Raw genomic sequence first — 16,133 nt, 5'->3', positions numbered from 1 at the left:
GGCCGCCAGAGGCGGCCGCGCGCGTTTGGCGCGCAACCGATCTCAGATCGCGTTGTTGAACGTGTCGCAGGAGGACAGCTTGCCCGACTTCAACCCGGCGGCAAACCATTCCTGACGCTGGGCGGACGTGCCGTGGTTGAAGCTTTCCGGTACGACGTAGCCCTGCATCTTCTTCTGCAGCGTGTCGTCGCCGATCTGCCGGGCGGCATTCAGCGCCTCTTCGACATCGCCCTCCTCGAGTAGCCCCTTCTGGGCCGTGTAATGCGCCCAGACTCCGGCGAAGCAGTCTGCCTGCAGTTCGACGCGCATCGACATCTCGTTGGCGGCGGCCTCGGTCATGTTCTGCCGCATCTGGTTGAACTTCGGCAGAATGCCGGTGAGGTTCTGGATGTGGTGGCCGACTTCGTGGGCAATCACGTAGGCCTGGGCAAAATCGCCAGACGCGCCGAACTGCTTCGACAGCTGGTCGAAGAAGGACGTGTCGAGATAAACCTTCTTGTCGCCCGGGCAATAGAATGGTCCCGACGCGGAAGATGCAAAGCCGCAGGCCGACCGCACCTGCCCCGCGAACAGGACCAGTTTCGGCTCCTCATACTGCAGTCCCTGGGACTGGAATATGCCGTTCCAGACATCCTCGGTTTCGGCCAGGACCGTCGCGACGAACTGGGTCATCTCGTCATTGGCGGGCGCCTGGCCCTCGGTGACCTGTCCGCCGCCGCCCGGCGCCATTCCGCCACCGCCGCCGGCCAGTATCTGCAGCGGATCGATGCCGCAGGCCTTCAGCACGAAGAACAGGACGACCAGGATGATAATACCCGACAGTCCGCCGCCGCGGGCGCCGCGGCCGATCGGCAGGCGCACCGGATTGCGTCCGAAACCGCCCGGCATGCGCCCGCCACCGCCCTGCCCGCGACTATCCTGAATATTGTCGCTCTGGCGACGGCCTCTCCAACGCATATGATTTTCCCCAGTGGGGGCGTCCGTGCCATCGACGGCGCCCGATGCCCGGAACCTAGCCGAACGGCCTTATCGAGTCACAGGCTTTTTGCCCGGCTTCGACCGTTCGACCTCACCATTCCCTGAACCGCCGCGCGCGCTATTTCTGCTTCGAAGCGGCGCTCTTGCCGTCGGAACTCCGCGAACGCTCATCGAAACGGCTGGCGCCCTTCTTCAGGTCGCTGCCCTTGCGCGCCTCCGTCTTGCGCTCGTCCTTCGCTGCGGCTTCTTCCAGCCCGGCTGCCGCCTGCTTGCCCTTGGCGGTCGGTGCTTCCTTGATGCCCATTGCCGTGTCCTCCTGCCTTCCACACCATGTGGTGTGACTGAACGCGCGAATGCTCCACCGCGTTCCGCGTACCTCGGCCGAGCGAGATTGCCGCATCGATCCTGTCGGAACCGTGCGCGTGTCTGCGTCCTTGGTAATCATGCCGGACGGCCGGCATCGGCCGACCCGAGAGGAGAGAACCATGCGAAAGATAATCTGTGCCACCTTTGTCAGCCTGGACGGCGTCATGCAGGCACCGGGCGGTCCGGACGAGGACCCGACCGGAGGTTTCCGCTTCGGCGGCTGGACCTTTCACTTCTGGGACGACGCGATGGGCGCCACCATGGACGACCTGTTCAGCCAGCCCTTCGACCTGCTGCTCGGCCGCAAGACCTACGACATCTTCGCCGCCCACTGGCCCTATGCGAAAGGTGACCCGATCGGCGAAGCCTTCGGCAAGGCGACCAAGTTTGTCGCCACCCGCTCGCCCGACCGCCAGTTCGACTGGGAAAACAGCCGAACGCTCGGCGAGGACATCGTCGCCGCGCTGCGCGATCTCAAGCAGACGGACGGACCCGACCTGCTGATCCAGGGTTCGAGCGACCTGATCCAGACGCTCGTCGCGAACGACCTGATCGACCAGTACCGGCTGCTTGTCTTCCCGGTGCTTCTCGGCAAGGGCAAGAAGCTCTTCGGCCACGGCGCCGCGCCGGCCGGACTGAAGCTCGCAAAGTCCGCGATCTCGTCAACCGGCGTCATCATGGTGACCTACGAGCGCGCCGGCGAGGTCACGACAGGCGACTTCGGCTTTGCCGAACCCTCCGCAGCCGAACTGGAGCGCCGCCGCACCCTCGAATAGCGCCCCTGGCCGGCAGCGCCTCCCCGTCAGGCGGCGCTCGCCGATTCCGGCCCAGGAGCACCCTGAAGCACGGGAAGCAGCCGGAAATTCTGCTCGAGAGACTGAACCGGCCTCAATTCGGCGACATCAAAACTTTTTTTTCGGGCGTTTCCGGGAGCTTCAGGAGCACGTGTCCCGCTGCGCGCCGGCGCTCCGATGCATGAGGGCCAATCCCTGACCATGCATGACGATGCGCCTTGCCGACGTCGCGCATCTTTTCCGGGGTCCGGAGTGCCCGCCGCGCCGTAGATCGGGCGCTCCGGCGACCCCGCCTTGCACATGAGGGGTTGAGACTCCCGATGATCCGTATCAGTTTGCGGCAAATCCATCCGTTCAGAACCGCAGCAATTCCGGCAAAGGGAAGACCATGACCGATTCCGCACCGAGCGTCTCTCCAGACGAGACCGAACACAATCTGGAGGCCGGCCAGGACAATGTTCAGGTTCTTGGCCTGGATATTCACAACCCCGTCTTCTTCATCTCTGCGATTATCATCGTCGGCTTCGTCATCGTGACGTTGATCTTCCGTGATTCTGTCGGCCCGGCACTTGGCGGCCTGCGCGTCTGGCTCACTTCGACCTTCGACTGGCTGTTCCTCATCGCCGGCAACCTGTTCGTGCTGTTCTGCCTGGCGATCGTGGTCTCGCCGATGGGCAAGGTGCGCATCGGCGGCGTCGACGCCGTACCCGACTATGGCTACATGGGCTGGTTCGCGATGCTCTTTGCGGCCGGCATGGGCATCGGCCTGATGTTCTTCGGCGTGCTTGAGCCGATGTATCACTTCAACAACCCGCCGCTTGGCCTTGCCAGTCCCATTGGACCGGACGGCGCGCTGATCCCGGAAGCGGTCGAAGCAGCCCGCGAGGCGGCCATGGCCGCCACCATCTTCCATTGGGGCCTTCATCCCTGGGCAATCTATGCGGTTGTCGCCCTGTCGCTGGCGCTTGCCGCCTACAACAAGGGACTGCCGCTCTCGGTCCGCTCCGCCTTCTATCCGATCTTCGGCGAACGGATCCGAGGCTGGACAGGCCATTGCATCGACATCCTGGCCGTCTTCGCCACCCTGTTCGGTCTGGCGACGTCGCTTGGCTTCGGCGCCGAGCAGGCGCTGGCCGGCCTGAACTTCCTCTATGGCGTTCCGGTGACCGACACTTCCAAGGTGCTGCTGATCGCCGCCATCACGGGCGTGGCACTGGTGTCTGTCCTTGCCGGTCTCGATGCGGGCGTGAAGCGCCTGTCGGAGATCAACATGGTGCTGGCCGTGCTGCTGCTCGCCTTTATCATCCTGCTCGGACCGACAGGCGAACTGGTCACCGGCTTCTTCAGCAACACGGCGGCCTACGTCACCAGCCTGCCTGCGCTGTCCAACCCGTTCGGCCGAACCGACAGTGATTTCGTGCACGGCTGGACGACCTTCTACTGGGCGTGGTGGATCTCCTGGTCGCCCTTTGTCGGCATGTTCATCGCCCGCATTTCCAAGGGCCGGACGGTGCGTGAATTCATCGTCTGCGTGCTGCTCGTCCCGTCGCTGGCGTCAATCGTCTGGATGACGGCCTTCGGCGAAACTGCAATGACGCAATATATCGCCAACGGCTACCAGGGCGTCCAGGAGACCGTCGTCGCCTACACGCCGGAACTGTCGCTGTTCAGGATGCTCGAGCCGCTGCCGCTTGCCGGCATCACCTCGCTCATCGGCATCGTGCTGGTGCTGGTGTTCTTCGTCACCTCGTCGGACTCGGCTTCGCTGGTCATCGACACGATCACGGCCGGCGGCAAGACCGACGCGCCGGCTCTGCAGCGCGTGTTCTGGGCGACCTTCGAGGGTCTTGTCGCCATCGCCCTGCTGCTCGGCGGCGGCCTGGCGGCGCTACAGGCAAGCGCCATCGCGACGGGTTTCCCCTTCGCCATCCTGCTGATGCTGATGATGGTGGCAACCTGGAAGGCCCTGCGCGCCGAACCGCGCTGAGGCGTCTCGCGCCCAACAAAAAAAAGGCCGGGCAATTGCCCGGCCTTTTTCGTCTCCGGGGAATGTCCCGGCGCGTCGTTGGCTTCAGCCGTTCTTCGGCACGGCAAGGCCGTCGGTCTTTTCCTCGTCCGTCGCGCCGGGGCGCCGCGCCTGCTTGGCGTCCTGTTCGGCGTCCTTCAGGGCCTCGCCCTTCCACTTGCCGTCGCGGTCCATCTCGCGCAGGTCGGCCTTGTCCTTGCTGGTGCCGCCTTCGCCAAGCGTCGTCGGGTTCTGGTTGTTGCGCATGGTCTGCTCCTTCGTTTCGGCCACGGGTTCGGGTCACCAACGGGCGGATGGCGCGAGCGTTCCCTGCCATTTCCCGCGCAACAGCCGGGGATGAGGCATCTTTGGGGGTTACGCCCGGCAGAATTTTCCCTATAAGGCGCCCTTAGCCTGACACCATGATCGTTGAGCGCAACCGGCCGGGTCTCCCGTCCCGGTGTTTTGCGCAACACGCCTGCCTGAACGGATTTGTCCATGCCAAGACGCACCGACATCAAGTCGATCCTGATCATCGGGGCCGGCCCCATCGTCATCGGGCAGGCCTGCGAGTTCGACTACTCCGGCACCCAGGCCTGCAAGGCGCTGCGCGAGGAGGGCTACCGCGTCATCCTGGTCAACTCCAACCCGGCCACCATCATGACCGACCCGGAGCTTGCCGACGCCACCTATATCGAGCCGATCACGCCGGAAGTGGTGGCCAAGATCATCGCGCGGGAACGCCCCGACGCGCTTCTTCCGACGATGGGCGGCCAGACGGCGCTCAACACGGCGCTGTCGCTGCGCCGCATGGGCGTGCTCGAGCGCTACAATGTCGAGATGATCGGCGCCAACGCCGACGCCATCGACATGGCCGAGGACCGCGCGCTGTTTCGCGAGGCGATGGCGCGCATCGGGCTGGAGACGCCGAAGTCGATGCTGGCCAACGCCACGCAGCCGAAGGACGAGGACCGCAAGCGCCACGAGGCCGAGCGCACCGCGCTCAAGGCATCCGGCACGCCCGACATGGACGCAGCCCTCGACGCGCTCGAGACGCAGTGGAACCTCGGCGAAGGCGACCGCAAGCAGCGCTACATCAGCCACGCCATGGCGGTCGCCGCCCAGGCGCTCGACACGGTCGGCCTGCCGGCCATCATCCGCCCGTCCTTCACCATGGGCGGCACCGGCGGCGGCATCGCCTACAACCGCGAGGAGTTCTTCGACATCATCGCGTCGGGCCTCGACGCCTCCCCCACCACCGAGGTGCTGATCGAGGAATCCGTGCTCGGCTGGAAGGAGTACGAGATGGAGGTCGTGCGCGACCGCGCCGACAATTGCATCATCGTCTGCTCGATCGAGAACATCGACCCGATGGGCGTGCACACCGGCGATTCCATCACCGTCGCGCCGGCGCTGACGCTGACGGACAAGGAATACCAGATGATGCGCAACGCCTCGATCGCGGTGCTGCGCGAGATTGGCGTCGAGACCGGCGGCTCCAACGTGCAGTTCGCCGTCAACCCGGCCGACGGCCGCCTCGTCGTCATCGAGATGAACCCGCGCGTCTCGCGCTCCTCGGCACTCGCCTCCAAGGCCACCGGCTTCCCGATCGCCCGCATCGCGGCGAAGCTTGCCGTCGGCTACACGCTCGACGAGCTGGAGAACGACATCACCGGCGGCGCGACGCCGGCCTCCTTCGAGCCGAGCATCGATTACGTGGTGACCAAGATCCCGCGCTTTGCCTTCGAAAAATTCCCCGGCGCCTCCTCGACGCTGACCACCGCCATGAAGTCGGTTGGCGAGGTCATGGCGATCGGCCGCACTTTTCAGGAATCGCTGCAGAAGGCGCTGCGTGGTCTGGAGACCGGCCTCACCGGCCTCGACGAGATCGAGATTCCCGGCATCGGCCAGGGCGACGACCGCAACGCCATCCGCGCCGCCCTCGGCACCCCGACGCCCGACCGGCTGCGCATGGTGGCGCAGGCGATCCGCACCGGCACCTCGCTCGAGGAAGTGCACGACATGTGCAGAATAGACCCGTGGTTCCTCGAGCAGATCGGCGGCATCATCGCCATGGAGGCACGGGTGCGCGAGCACGGCCTGCCGGCCGACACCGAAAACCTGCGCATGCTGAAGTCGATGGGCTTTTCGGACGCCCGCCTCGCCTCGCTGACCAAGGGCGATGTCGAGGACGTCGCGGAGCTGCGCGCAAAACTCGGCGTCCACCCGGTCTACAAGCGCATCGACACCTGCGCTGCCGAATTCGCCTCGCCCACCGCCTACATGTATTCCTCCTACGAGGCGCCGTTCGCCGGCGAGACGCGCTCCGAGGCGCAGGTTTCGGACCGCAACAAGGTCGTCATCCTCGGCGGCGGGCCGAACCGCATCGGCCAGGGCATCGAGTTCGACTATTGCTGCTGCCACGCGGCCTTCGCGCTGCGCGAGGCCGGCCATGAGGCGATCATGGTCAACTGCAACCCGGAAACCGTCTCGACCGACTACGACACCTCCGACCGGCTCTATTTCGAGCCGCTGACGGCCGAGGACGTGCTCGAAATCCTGCGCGCCGAAAAGCAGGCCGGCACGCTCTTGGGCGTCATCGTGCAGTTCGGCGGCCAGACGCCGCTGAAGCTCGCCGACGCGCTGGAAAAGGCCGGCATCCCGATCCTCGGCACCTCGCCCGACATGATCGACCTCGCCGAAGACCGTGACCGCTTCCAGAAGCTCCTGCACAAGCTCGACCTCGCGCAGCCGAAGAACGGCATCGCCTGGTCGGTCGAGCAGGCGCGCACCGTCGCCTCCGAACTCGGCTTCCCGCTGGTCGTGCGGCCCTCCTACGTGCTCGGCGGCCGCGCCATGCAGATCATCCACGACGAGACGATGCTGCAGTCCTATTTGCTCGACACGGTGCCGGGCCTGGTGCCGGAGGACATCAAGCAGAAATACCCCAACGACAAGACCGGCCAGATCAACACGCTGCTCGGCAAGAACCCGCTGCTCTTCGACACCTATCTCACCGACGCCATCGAGGTCGATGTCGATTGCCTCTGCGACGGCAAGGACACCTTCGTGTCGGGCATCATGGAGCATATCGAGGAGGCCGGCATCCATTCGGGCGACTCGGCCTGCTCGCTGCCCGTCCATTCGCTGTCGGCCGAAACGGTGGACGAGCTGGAGCGCCAGACGGCGGCGCTCGCCCGCGCGCTGCATGTCGGCGGGCTGATGAACGTACAATACGCCATCAAGGACGGCACCATCTACGTGCTGGAAGTAAATCCCCGCGCCTCCCGCACCGTGCCCTTCGTCGCAAAAACCATCGGCAGCCCGATCGCCAAGATCGCGGCGCGCATCATGGCCGGCGAGAGCCTCGACGACGCCTTTGCCCATTACGGCCCGAAGCCCGACCCGAAGAACCCCGGCCACATCGCGGTCAAGGAAGCCGTCTTCCCGTTCAACCGCTTTCCCGGCGTCGACATATTGCTCGGGCCCGAAATGCGCTCGACCGGCGAGGTCATGGGGCTCGACCACGACTATGCGCTGGCCTTCGCCAAGGCGCAGCTCGGCGCCGGCGTCGATCTGCCGCGCTCGGGCACGGTGTTCGTCTCGGTGCGCGACGAGGACAAGGCGCGCGTGCTGCCCTCGGTCAAGCGGCTCGCCGAGCTCGGCTTCAGGGTGCTCGCCACCTCCGGCACGGCGCGCTATCTTGCCGAAAACGGCGTCGAGGCCCAGAAGATCAACAAGGTGCTGGAAGGCCGCCCGCATATCGAGGACGCCATCCGCAACCGCCAGGTGCAGCTGGTGTTCAACACCACGGATGGCCAGAAGGCGGTGTCGGACTCAAAATCCCTGCGCCGCGCCACGCTGATGCAGAAAGTGCCCTACTATACGACGCTGTCGGGCATGGCGGCAGTGGCCGAAGCCATTGCCGCGCTGAAGGCGGGGAGTTTGGAAGTGCGGCCGCTGCAGGAGTATTTTGCGTAGAAGCACCTCTTAACCTCCCCCTTGAGGGGAGGTCGGCGGGCAAGGCCCGCCGGGTGGGGCACTGACCGGTTCTCATTCGAGGGTTTGATGCTGAAGGACAGTCGCGATATAATCAAACGACTGAAGGCTGATGGCTTCGAACTCATGTCTGTGCGCGGATCGCATCACAAGTTCAGGCACCCGGCAACTGGCCGGATTGTGATCGTGACGCATCCGCGCAAGGACGTACCGCTCGGTACCGTCCGTTCGATCTACGCCCAGGCCGGCTGGGCAAAGGACTGACCATGACCCACTATATCGCCCTAATTCACAAGGAAGCCGACAGCGGCTACGGCGTGTCCTTTCCGGACGTGCCGGGCGTCATCGCAGTAGCAGACACACTCGACTCTGCTCTTCACGAGGCCGGCGTGGCTCTCGGCTTCGCCTTTGAGGACTGGAGCGGCGAAAGGCCACCTCCCCGCACTCTGGACGAGTTGCGCAATGACGCCGAGTTTCTCGAATGGTCAGCGGACGCGGTCGTTGCCGCGGTCTCACCTGGAAATGGAATGGCCGCGGCGGCTTAAACCGTACGGCAGATTGTCTTCAACACCCACGGGACGGCCAGAAGGCGGTGTCGAATTCAAAATCGCTGCGCCGCGCCACGCTGATGCAGAAGGTGCCCTACTACACGACGCTGTCAGGCATGGCCGCCGTCGCCGAAGCGATTGCTGCGCTCAACGCGGGGAGCCTGGAAGTGCGGCCGCTGCAGGAGTATTTTTGATGTTCCACCTAAATGTCAGAGAGACCATGAGGGGAAAGGGAAGAGGTAATCATACTCTTCACCTGCCAGAGGATTTAGGCGGCTGTACGAAGCACAGAAGATTCAAAAGATCTGGGCGTTGGACGTCGATTGAAAGTTGGCAGGTGGTACGTCGACGGACACTGCTGGAGCACATCAGGCCCTGCGAGACTTGTTGGGGCAAGTGGGAAGCTGCTGCATTGTACGAGTGCTGGCAAGCTCAGGGAATGCCCACCACTAAGTGAGCTGCCGAGCGGAAGGCGATTTCACTGTCTGAGCAAGACCGACTGAAGCCATTCGTTGGACCACAGTCAGACATCCCAGCCTAGTACCTATTCCATCAATTTATACCAATCGCGGATTGCCAGCTTAAGACGAATGGCCTCTTCCTCGGGCAGAAAGTTGCAGTGCGCTATGGGACCTCTTACCAAATTTAGACGGTTTACAACACGAAGGACGCGGTTTCTCGACGCGTTTGAGAACATACCGGAAAATACTTCCCAGTTTTCCTTTATAATCTCGCTCAACTCTCCAAATGTAGTATAATGAATCAATCGGTCTGATCTTGGTGGCAGCCCTTCACCGGCTTCTCTTTCATAATTCTTTTTCGCATTATCACGCACAATTTGAGGAACTGCGCTCTCCCACCAATCCTCTCCCTTACTTTCCTCCAGTGCCGATTCAATCAAATCCCGGATATCATTCTCAAGCGCATAAAATAGCTTATAGAACTCACTCATTCGCTCCGCAGCTGCGACAATCTCAAAGTTAACCTGCTTAAGATATTCTGATACCAGAGAATCCGCCTGAGCCTCCAGCGGTCCGCGGGCGCTACTCAAGTTCTGCTTCGCAAACAGAGCCCGCAGGCTCCGAGTTATGACCGCGTTTTTGAGAACGAACAGCTCGATATCCGAATGGTTTTTCATCTTAGCAAATTTTCACGCAGGCTCCGAAATATGGCATTGAACACAGCAATGTTCTCGGTTTCAGGAAGGACGATGTTTATTTGATACGATAGCCCTATATTACCAACATCACGTAGATCCTCGAACTCACCGGTTGTTTTATCGCTGCCTTTTGATGATTTTATTGCATCTTTCTCTTCATCGGAATTTGATAATGATCCTGAAATAAATCCACGCACAGCGTCAAACGACGAATACATCAGCCTAACTATCTGGTCAGTTTTTTTCAGCCCCGTTATTTCAACAATTACGTCCTTGACTGCGCCTTCGTCAGCTTTGTAAATATACTCGTTACGCCGGAATAACTCCGAAAAAGAGTTTTTTAAACCTTCGTATGCTGCTTGAGACCTCCCACCGTCAGTTTTGAATTTTGAGTATAGATTTGTTGGCGCCCCGTCCGAGCCAATGAACTGCATCTTCTTCAAAAACGGTGGGACGGCCCGTGCTCCTCCACCCGTGAGCTTGAGTACCGTCTCCATATAATTAGCACTGAATTTTTCGGGACGTTCCGCTTGAACAATAAGCTCTAGAGCTCTCTTGAGCACGCCAGGAGAAGTCGTGTAAGGTATCCCGCCTTTTATCTCACGCCTCGGACCTGACTTTGAACTGTCATCTGAAGAATTCTTTGCCGCTTGCGCCTCCTGACCTTCTGGTTCTCTTGCGTCTTGCTTTTCATTTTCATCCATCTTGTTCTCCTGGCGGATTGGTCAGCGGGCTTTCCAGCATAAGCTCTACGCCGTCATCTCCTTTCGTTTCGCCCTCTCTCGCTTGCCCTGCGCCTTCCTTATCCGTGTCGCCGCCTCCTTAGCCTTGTCTCCTTCAATAACCTCGCGCTTGACCACCTCCTCTTCGATCATTGCCAGGAGATTGTCGTTTCCGACCTTGATGTCTGGAAACAGCTTTCTCAGTTCGCGGCGCACCACCGAAATCACCGGCTCCGAACGGACGATGGCTGCAACGGTGAACTTGTTGAACAGCTGGGCATGCTGGTGGAACGCATCCATGGCATCGATCGTCAGCCCCTCCTTGGCGAAGAGGAACAGCTGTTGAAGGTGATCCTGCGACTTGGGATTGATGTCGGCCAGAACGATGCGGCAGACCTCTTCGTGGCTGATCTGGTTGGCCACATAGACCTTCACCAGTCGCCATTCGGCTGCATTGGTCAAGATGACCCAGTGAATGCCCTGATGGGCGCCATAGTCGATCACCTGTCGAAGGTGATTGTCTGCGAGGCTGCTCCCTGCTGACTTAACCTCGATGAGGAGCCTGAGCTTCCCCCCGATCTTGATCGCAAGGTCGCAATAGGTCGACTTGATCTGATGTTCCGAGGTAAGTTCTTCGTATTTGTCGTAGCCGAAGATGTCGGCCAGAATGTCCTTAACCAGCGTCACCGTATCCGGCTCTGCAACATCTGCTTTTTGCTGTGCTGCCGCTACTTTCTGGTAGCGCTTAAGTGAAGTTCCTACACGCTCGACGAACTTCTTCGGAAGTTTATTCACCGCATCCCCCTCATTCGAGGAAATTGATGGCGATTCTTCCAAAACGCAAGTAGAAATCCCCCTTCACCCCACCGCCATGCACTCGATCTCGATGTCGAATTCCATGAACCAGCCCGACACCGGCACGAAGCTGCGGGAGGGGAAATTGTCGGGAAAGTGCCGCATGTAGACGCGGTTGATCGCGTCGTAATGGCCGACATTGGCGGCGTAGATGCGCAGTGTCACCACGTCCTCGAACGAACAGCCCGCCGCCGCCAGGCATAGTTTTACCGCGTTGAGCGAGGCCTCGGTCTGGGTCTCGATGTCGCCCTTGACGATCTTGCCCGTCACCATGTCCACCGGCGGCGTCGCCGCCACGAAAACAAAACCGTTGGCCCGCGTCACCGACGAGCACGGCACGCCGAGCTCCCGCATCATCGGCGACAGCACCGGCACCTCGATGATCTCTTTCTTCACGGCTTGCTCCTCCTGCGTCCGGCGGCAAGACTAGCCGAGCAAGTGGCGGCGCGTCCCGCGTGCCGCTGGCCGCGTGGACAGATTTTTCGCCGCCGCCGCTCCTTGTCGTCCCGTACCGGCCGTTTTCCGGCCCTGGCCGCTCTCCCGCCCCGCCATTTCATCCACGCCCGCAAGACCGCGCGCATACTTTGCCCCGCAGCTTGCCGGTGGGAACGGGTGGCCACGACCTCCATCCAGGCAAGTGTGGCGCCGGACTTGTCCGCGTGGTCGCGCGGGCCGGATCCGGCCCTGCTCCGTACCGAGCGCCCTTGGCATCCAGCCTATCGGATGCTCATGGGCCGGGACGGGCACGGGTAAGACGCCGGCGGCGCATGGCAGCGCGTCACATAGAAAATCAGATCGACGTCGCCGCCATGCGCCGCCTCCCACGCCCCGGCTTCGAAAACGAAGCGCGGGAACGATCCCCCATGTCTGCACAGGAGAAGAGCGATGCCGCGCATCAGGAAGCCCGAAATCGACTTCAGCGATGAATGCATGGAAGCCTATGACCGCCTCGTGGCGCTGGCGCACGAACTGTCCGCCATGCTGACCGGCGACGCGCTGGAGCCGGAAACCGGCGAGTGCCGGACGTCGCGCTCGCGCGCCATCATGATGGCGATGGTCTATTTCCTGCTGCGCGCCGACCCGCATGACGTGCAGGCGCTGTTCTTCTCGGAAAAATCGCTGAACCAGCTGACGCGCCGGCCTGCCCCGCCGATGGAGGAGCCGCTGCTGTCGCGCATGCTGTAACGGCCGGGCGGCGGCAGAGACGGAACGGTGCTAGTGCGCCGGCTTGGCGTGGCCGCCGTCGCCCTTGGCCGGTGCGCCATGGCCGCCCTTGGCGGCGTCCGCGCCCGGCGCCAGCTTCAGCTCGGCTTCCTCGATCTCGCCCACCATGTAGTTGCAGGCCTTTTCGGTGACGCCCATGGCGCGGCGCGCGGCACCCTGCCAGGACAGGCTGACCAGCATGCCGTCTTGCGCCGCCTCGGCGTCGCTTGCCGCCTTCAGCGCCGGCGTCCGCGAGGCGCCGCAAGTGCCGGCGATCAGCACGGAAAGCGCGTAGGTGTGGGTGGCCGAGGTCTCGGCCTTGAGCGCGGTCTCGACCGAGGAAACCTTCATCATGTCCGCCGCGCCATGGCCGTCCTCGCCGTGGCCTTCCTCGCCCTCTGCCGCCTCGGCATGGGCCTCGTCGGCGCCCGGCGCCATGAAGAAGCTCCAGCCGGCATAGCCGCCGCCGGCCAGCAGCAGCGGCACGAGGGCCACGAGCGCCAGCTTCAGCTTGGAGCGCTTCTTCGGCGCGGCTTCCAGCGCGCCGTCCTCGGCGGGCTTGGCTGCGGGGGCGGATTTGGTCTTGGCGGGTTTCTTGCTCATGCCGGCGTTAAAGCACGCCAGACGTTAAGGTGTTGTAATCGCGCCACCTGCAAATTGCATGAATACGGATTTTATCCGATGTTCTTCGTTCTAGACTATGGTGTCCAAGTATTGGCGCGGTCTAGTTTACGCAACGTCAGCCGCGCGCTGCTGCGACCGCTTCTCGAGGAAATCCCGGAACTTGGCCCGCGGCAGCGGCCTGGAAAACAGGAAGCCCTGTCCCTCGTGGCAGCCCAGCAGCCGCAGGATCGAAATGTGCTCCTCGCGGTCGATGCCCTCGGCGATCAGCCGCATGTCGAGGCTCTCGGCCATCGCCGCCACGGCGCGCACGATGGCGACCGAACCCTGGTCGTGCGGGATACCCTTGATGAAGGAGCGGTCGATCTTGATCTTGTCGATCGGGAACTTCTGCACATAGGCGAGCGCGGAATAGCCGGTGCCGAAATCGTCGAGCGAGAAGTGCACGCCCATGGCGCGGATCCTGTCCATCGTCGCGATCAGCGCCTGGTTCTCGTTGAGGAACAGCGATTCGGTGATCTCGAGCTCCAGGCGCTCGCCCGGCAGGCCGGTGCGCTGCAGCACGTCGGCCACTGCCCCGGCAAGATCGTCGCGGGTGAACTGGACCGATGAGACATTGACGGCGACCTGGATGTCGTCGGGCCATTCCATCGCGGCGCGGCAGGCCTCTTCGAGCACCAGCCTGCCTGTCGCCTCCATCAGGCCGATCGATTCCAGCACCGGAACGAATTCGGCCGGCGAGACGAAGCCGCGGTCCGGATGGCTCCAGCGCATCAGCGCCTCCGCGCCGATCACGCGGCCGTCGTCGAGGCTGAGCTGTGGCTGGAAATAGACCTCGAACTCGCCCTTCTCGAAGGCGTCCCAGAGGTCGATCTCGAGCTGCCTGCGGCCTTCGAGGCCGGCAACCATGGACGCGTCATAGACGACGTGGCAGTTGCCGCCGGCTTCCTTGGCCCGGTGCAGGGCGGTGTCGGCCTGCTTCAGCAGCGCCGGCGCGTCGTCGGCCTCGCCCTGCGTCGCGGTGGCGATGCCGATGCTCAGCGTCACCACGGCGCGGCGGTCGCCGATGCGGTAGGACTGCGCCGACGGGCTCGCCAGTTCCTGCGCCAGCTGCACGGCATGTCCGGCGCTGTCGGCCCCGCCGAGCAGGATCGCGAAGTCGGTGCCGCCGAGCCGCGCCACGACGCTGCCTTCCGGCGCCATGGAGACCAGCCGGTTGGCCACCGCACAGAGCAGCTGGTCGCCGAAACTGTGGCCGAGCGTATCGTTGACCGACTTGAAGCGGTCGAGATCGACGCACAGCACGGTCTGCGGATCGCCGTACCCGGCGCCGGCAAGGCCTGCGGCGGCGCGCTCGAGAAACTGGTTGCGGTTGGCAAGGCCGGTCATCGGGTCGAAGCGGGCGAGGTAGGCGATGCGGTCTGCGGCCTGCTTGCGCTCGGTCGTGTCGACGAAGGTCAGGCAGGTGACCAGCGCATCGGGACGTTCATGGCCCTCCTCGTCGAGCCCGCCGCTCAGCCAGGAGTGCGTCACCACGAGTTCGAAGGTGCGCTGGCCGCTCGGCATCGTCACCTCGACCTCGAAGGGCTCGGATCGCTTCTCCTGCCCGGCGGCCGCGGCTTCGATGAAGGCGGCATGGAGTTCGGTTGGCAGCACGTCGGCGAGGCGCCGGCCGGTCAGGCCCTCTTCCGCGGCGAGGATCGCATTGGCGGCCTCGCTGGCCGCCACGATGGCGCCCTCGCCGTCGACCACCAGAACGCCGGCGAAATTGTCGGCGATGACGCGGTTCAGGATGGTCTGCACATTGGCTTCGCGGTTGCGGTAGATGGCGATGATGATGCGGCGGAAGTCGATCTCGCTGACCAGCGTCACCAGCATCATTCCGGCCAGCGCCAGCAGCCATGACCCGGTTGCGATTTCCAGCGGCGCCAGGCGCTGGACCGCGACGGCTGCAAGTTCGATTGCCAGCGCGCTGCCGGCAAGCAGGGCCAGCAGGCCCTTCCAGCCCAACCGGCGGCTGAAATGGACGCCCGCGAGAAGCGTGAGCAGCAGACCCAGAATGCTCGAAACCGATCCCGTGCGGGTGAGCGCCCGCCCCTGCAGGATGCTCTCGGCGCCCAATGCATGCACCATCGATCCCGAGACGAAACCGTGCACCGGCACGTGGAATATGTCGCGCAGCTCGATCGCCTCGGCGCCGACGATGATCTTCTTGCCGGCGATGCGGCTGTCCTCGACGCGGCCGGAAAGCAGGTCGAGCACCGAGATGCGGTCGATGCGGTCCGCCCTTATGCCGAAGTCGACGCGAAAGGACTTGGTCCGGTCCGCCGCACCGCCGGCAAGCATGGCGGCAAGCGACGGCAATGCGCCCGTCGGGTCCTGCAGGGCATAATCCAGCGACCGGATCCGGCCATCAACGTCCGGAAGCACGTTCACGCCCGCGAGCCAGGCGTTATCGGCAAAGCGCGCGATCGGCCGGTTGTTGTGCAAGGAAGAGCCGCCTGCCGTCGCGCTGGCGCGCTGGTCGAAAGCGACGAGAATGACCGAGCCGCCCGCGCGCTCGAGCGCGGCTTGCAGCACTTTGTCCTCGCTAGGCGTCGATGGTGCGCTGAAATCGACGTCGAAGGCGATCTCGCTGGCGCCGGCGGCGCTCAGCCTGTCGATGAGGTCAGCGTGGATCCTGCGCGGCCAGGGCCAGCGGCCAAGGCCCGAAATGCTCTTTGCGTCGATGTCGACCAGCACGATCCCGCCGGTCGGCTCGCGCTCGAGACTGGCCATGCGCCAGTCGCCAAGACGGTCGTCGAGCGGCTTCAGCCAGCCTGCGCCCTGGGCCCAGAGCACAAGCAGACCGACCATAACCAGTGCGATCGCCCGTTTCGGCAT

At 63.3% G+C, this 16,133-nt stretch carries 16 protein-coding genes; 7 read left to right on the top strand and 9 right to left on the bottom strand.

The features are described from left to right. Nucleotides 1–42: 42 nt before the first annotated feature. Nucleotides 43–957: a KPN_02809 family neutral zinc metallopeptidase gene (gene ypfJ / locus ACT2BZ_RS15135; protein ID WP_457935960.1), complete on the bottom strand. Its 915-nt coding sequence runs from the start codon at nt 955–957 to the stop codon at nt 43–45. Nucleotides 958–1,096: 139 nt separating this feature from the next. Continuing rightward, nucleotides 1,097–1,282 carry a hypothetical protein gene (locus ACT2BZ_RS15130; RefSeq protein WP_457935959.1) on the bottom strand — a complete coding sequence of 62 codons (186 nt, stop codon included), beginning with the start codon at nt 1,280–1,282 and terminating at the stop codon, nt 1,097–1,099. 181 nt (nt 1,283–1,463) lie between these two features. On the opposite strand from ACT2BZ_RS15130, the gene ACT2BZ_RS15125 reads away from it, so the two are divergent. Both ACT2BZ_RS15125 and ACT2BZ_RS15120 read left to right on the top strand, forming a co-directional pair. Then, the gene (locus ACT2BZ_RS15125) at nt 1,464–2,120 is read left to right on the top strand and encodes a dihydrofolate reductase family protein (protein ID WP_457935958.1); all 657 of its coding nucleotides are present in this window, start codon (nt 1,464–1,466) and stop codon (nt 2,118–2,120) included. A 406-nt stretch (nt 2,121–2,526) separates the two neighbouring features. Continuing rightward, the gene (locus tag ACT2BZ_RS15120; protein WP_457935957.1) at nt 2,527–4,125 is read left to right on the top strand and encodes a BCCT family transporter; all 1,599 of its coding nucleotides are present in this window, start codon (nt 2,527–2,529) and stop codon (nt 4,123–4,125) included. Between the two features lie 84 nt (nt 4,126–4,209). Here the strand turns inward: ACT2BZ_RS15120 and ACT2BZ_RS15115 are convergent, their stop codons facing one another. Next, nucleotides 4,210–4,434, bottom strand: a complete 225-nt coding sequence (locus ACT2BZ_RS15115) for a hypothetical protein (RefSeq protein ID WP_457935956.1) — start codon at nt 4,432–4,434, stop codon at nt 4,210–4,212. Between the two features lie 207 nt (nt 4,435–4,641). On the opposite strand from ACT2BZ_RS15115, the gene carB reads away from it, so the two are divergent. The 4 genes from carB (at nt 4,642) to ACT2BZ_RS15095 (ending at nt 8,884) form a co-directional block, all read left to right on the top strand. Then, nucleotides 4,642–8,124: a carbamoyl-phosphate synthase large subunit gene (carB, locus tag ACT2BZ_RS15110; RefSeq protein ID WP_457935955.1), complete on the top strand. Its 3,483-nt coding sequence runs from the start codon at nt 4,642–4,644 to the stop codon at nt 8,122–8,124. Between the two features lie 87 nt (nt 8,125–8,211). Then, a complete protein-coding gene (locus tag ACT2BZ_RS15105; RefSeq protein WP_457935954.1) occupies nt 8,212–8,406 on the top strand; it encodes a type II toxin-antitoxin system HicA family toxin in 195 nt (64 codons plus the stop codon). Between the two features lie 2 nt (nt 8,407–8,408). Beyond that, the gene (locus ACT2BZ_RS15100; RefSeq protein ID WP_457935953.1) at nt 8,409–8,687 is read left to right on the top strand and encodes a type II toxin-antitoxin system HicB family antitoxin; all 279 of its coding nucleotides are present in this window, start codon (nt 8,409–8,411) and stop codon (nt 8,685–8,687) included. 47 nt (nt 8,688–8,734) lie between these two features. Beyond that, nucleotides 8,735–8,884, top strand: coding sequence for a hypothetical protein (locus tag ACT2BZ_RS15095; RefSeq protein ID WP_457941453.1), 150 nt, complete (start codon nt 8,735–8,737; stop codon nt 8,882–8,884). Nucleotides 8,885–9,234: 350 nt separating this feature from the next. On the opposite strand, the gene ACT2BZ_RS15090 is transcribed toward ACT2BZ_RS15095, so the two are convergent. The 4 genes from ACT2BZ_RS15090 to ACT2BZ_RS15075 form a co-directional block, all read right to left on the bottom strand. Then, nucleotides 9,235–9,828, bottom strand: coding sequence for a Swt1 family HEPN domain-containing protein (locus tag ACT2BZ_RS15090; protein WP_457935952.1), 594 nt, complete (start codon nt 9,826–9,828; stop codon nt 9,235–9,237). Then, the gene (locus tag ACT2BZ_RS15085; protein WP_457935951.1) at nt 9,825–10,553 is read right to left on the bottom strand and encodes a DUF5343 domain-containing protein; all 729 of its coding nucleotides are present in this window, start codon (nt 10,551–10,553) and stop codon (nt 9,825–9,827) included. The genes ACT2BZ_RS15090 and ACT2BZ_RS15085 overlap by 4 nt, the downstream gene beginning before the upstream one ends. Nucleotides 10,554–10,598: 45 nt before the next feature. After that, nucleotides 10,599–11,366, bottom strand: coding sequence for a hypothetical protein (locus tag ACT2BZ_RS15080; RefSeq protein ID WP_457935950.1), 768 nt, complete (start codon nt 11,364–11,366; stop codon nt 10,599–10,601). A gap of 63 nt (nt 11,367–11,429) precedes the next feature. Beyond that, nucleotides 11,430–11,822 (bottom strand): RidA family protein, encoded by a 393-nt coding sequence (locus ACT2BZ_RS15075; protein WP_457935949.1) that lies wholly within the window; start codon nt 11,820–11,822, stop codon nt 11,430–11,432. Between the two features lie 489 nt (nt 11,823–12,311). Here ACT2BZ_RS15075 and ACT2BZ_RS15070 point away from each other — a divergent pair, with 489 nt between their 5' ends. Then, nucleotides 12,312–12,611 (top strand): hypothetical protein, encoded by a 300-nt coding sequence (locus ACT2BZ_RS15070; protein ID WP_457935948.1) that lies wholly within the window; start codon nt 12,312–12,314, stop codon nt 12,609–12,611. Between the two features lie 30 nt (nt 12,612–12,641). On the opposite strand, the gene ACT2BZ_RS15065 is transcribed toward ACT2BZ_RS15070, so the two are convergent. Then, the gene (locus ACT2BZ_RS15065; RefSeq protein ID WP_457935947.1) at nt 12,642–13,232 is read right to left on the bottom strand and encodes a hypothetical protein; all 591 of its coding nucleotides are present in this window, start codon (nt 13,230–13,232) and stop codon (nt 12,642–12,644) included. A gap of 126 nt (nt 13,233–13,358) precedes the next feature. Beyond that, a complete protein-coding gene (locus ACT2BZ_RS15060; RefSeq protein ID WP_457935946.1) occupies nt 13,359–16,133 on the bottom strand; it encodes an EAL domain-containing protein in 2,775 nt (924 codons plus the stop codon).

The sequence above is a fragment of the Mesorhizobium sp. 10J20-29 genome (genome assembly GCF_054130485.1).
This window is presented reverse-complemented; position numbering and strand designations above follow the sequence as displayed.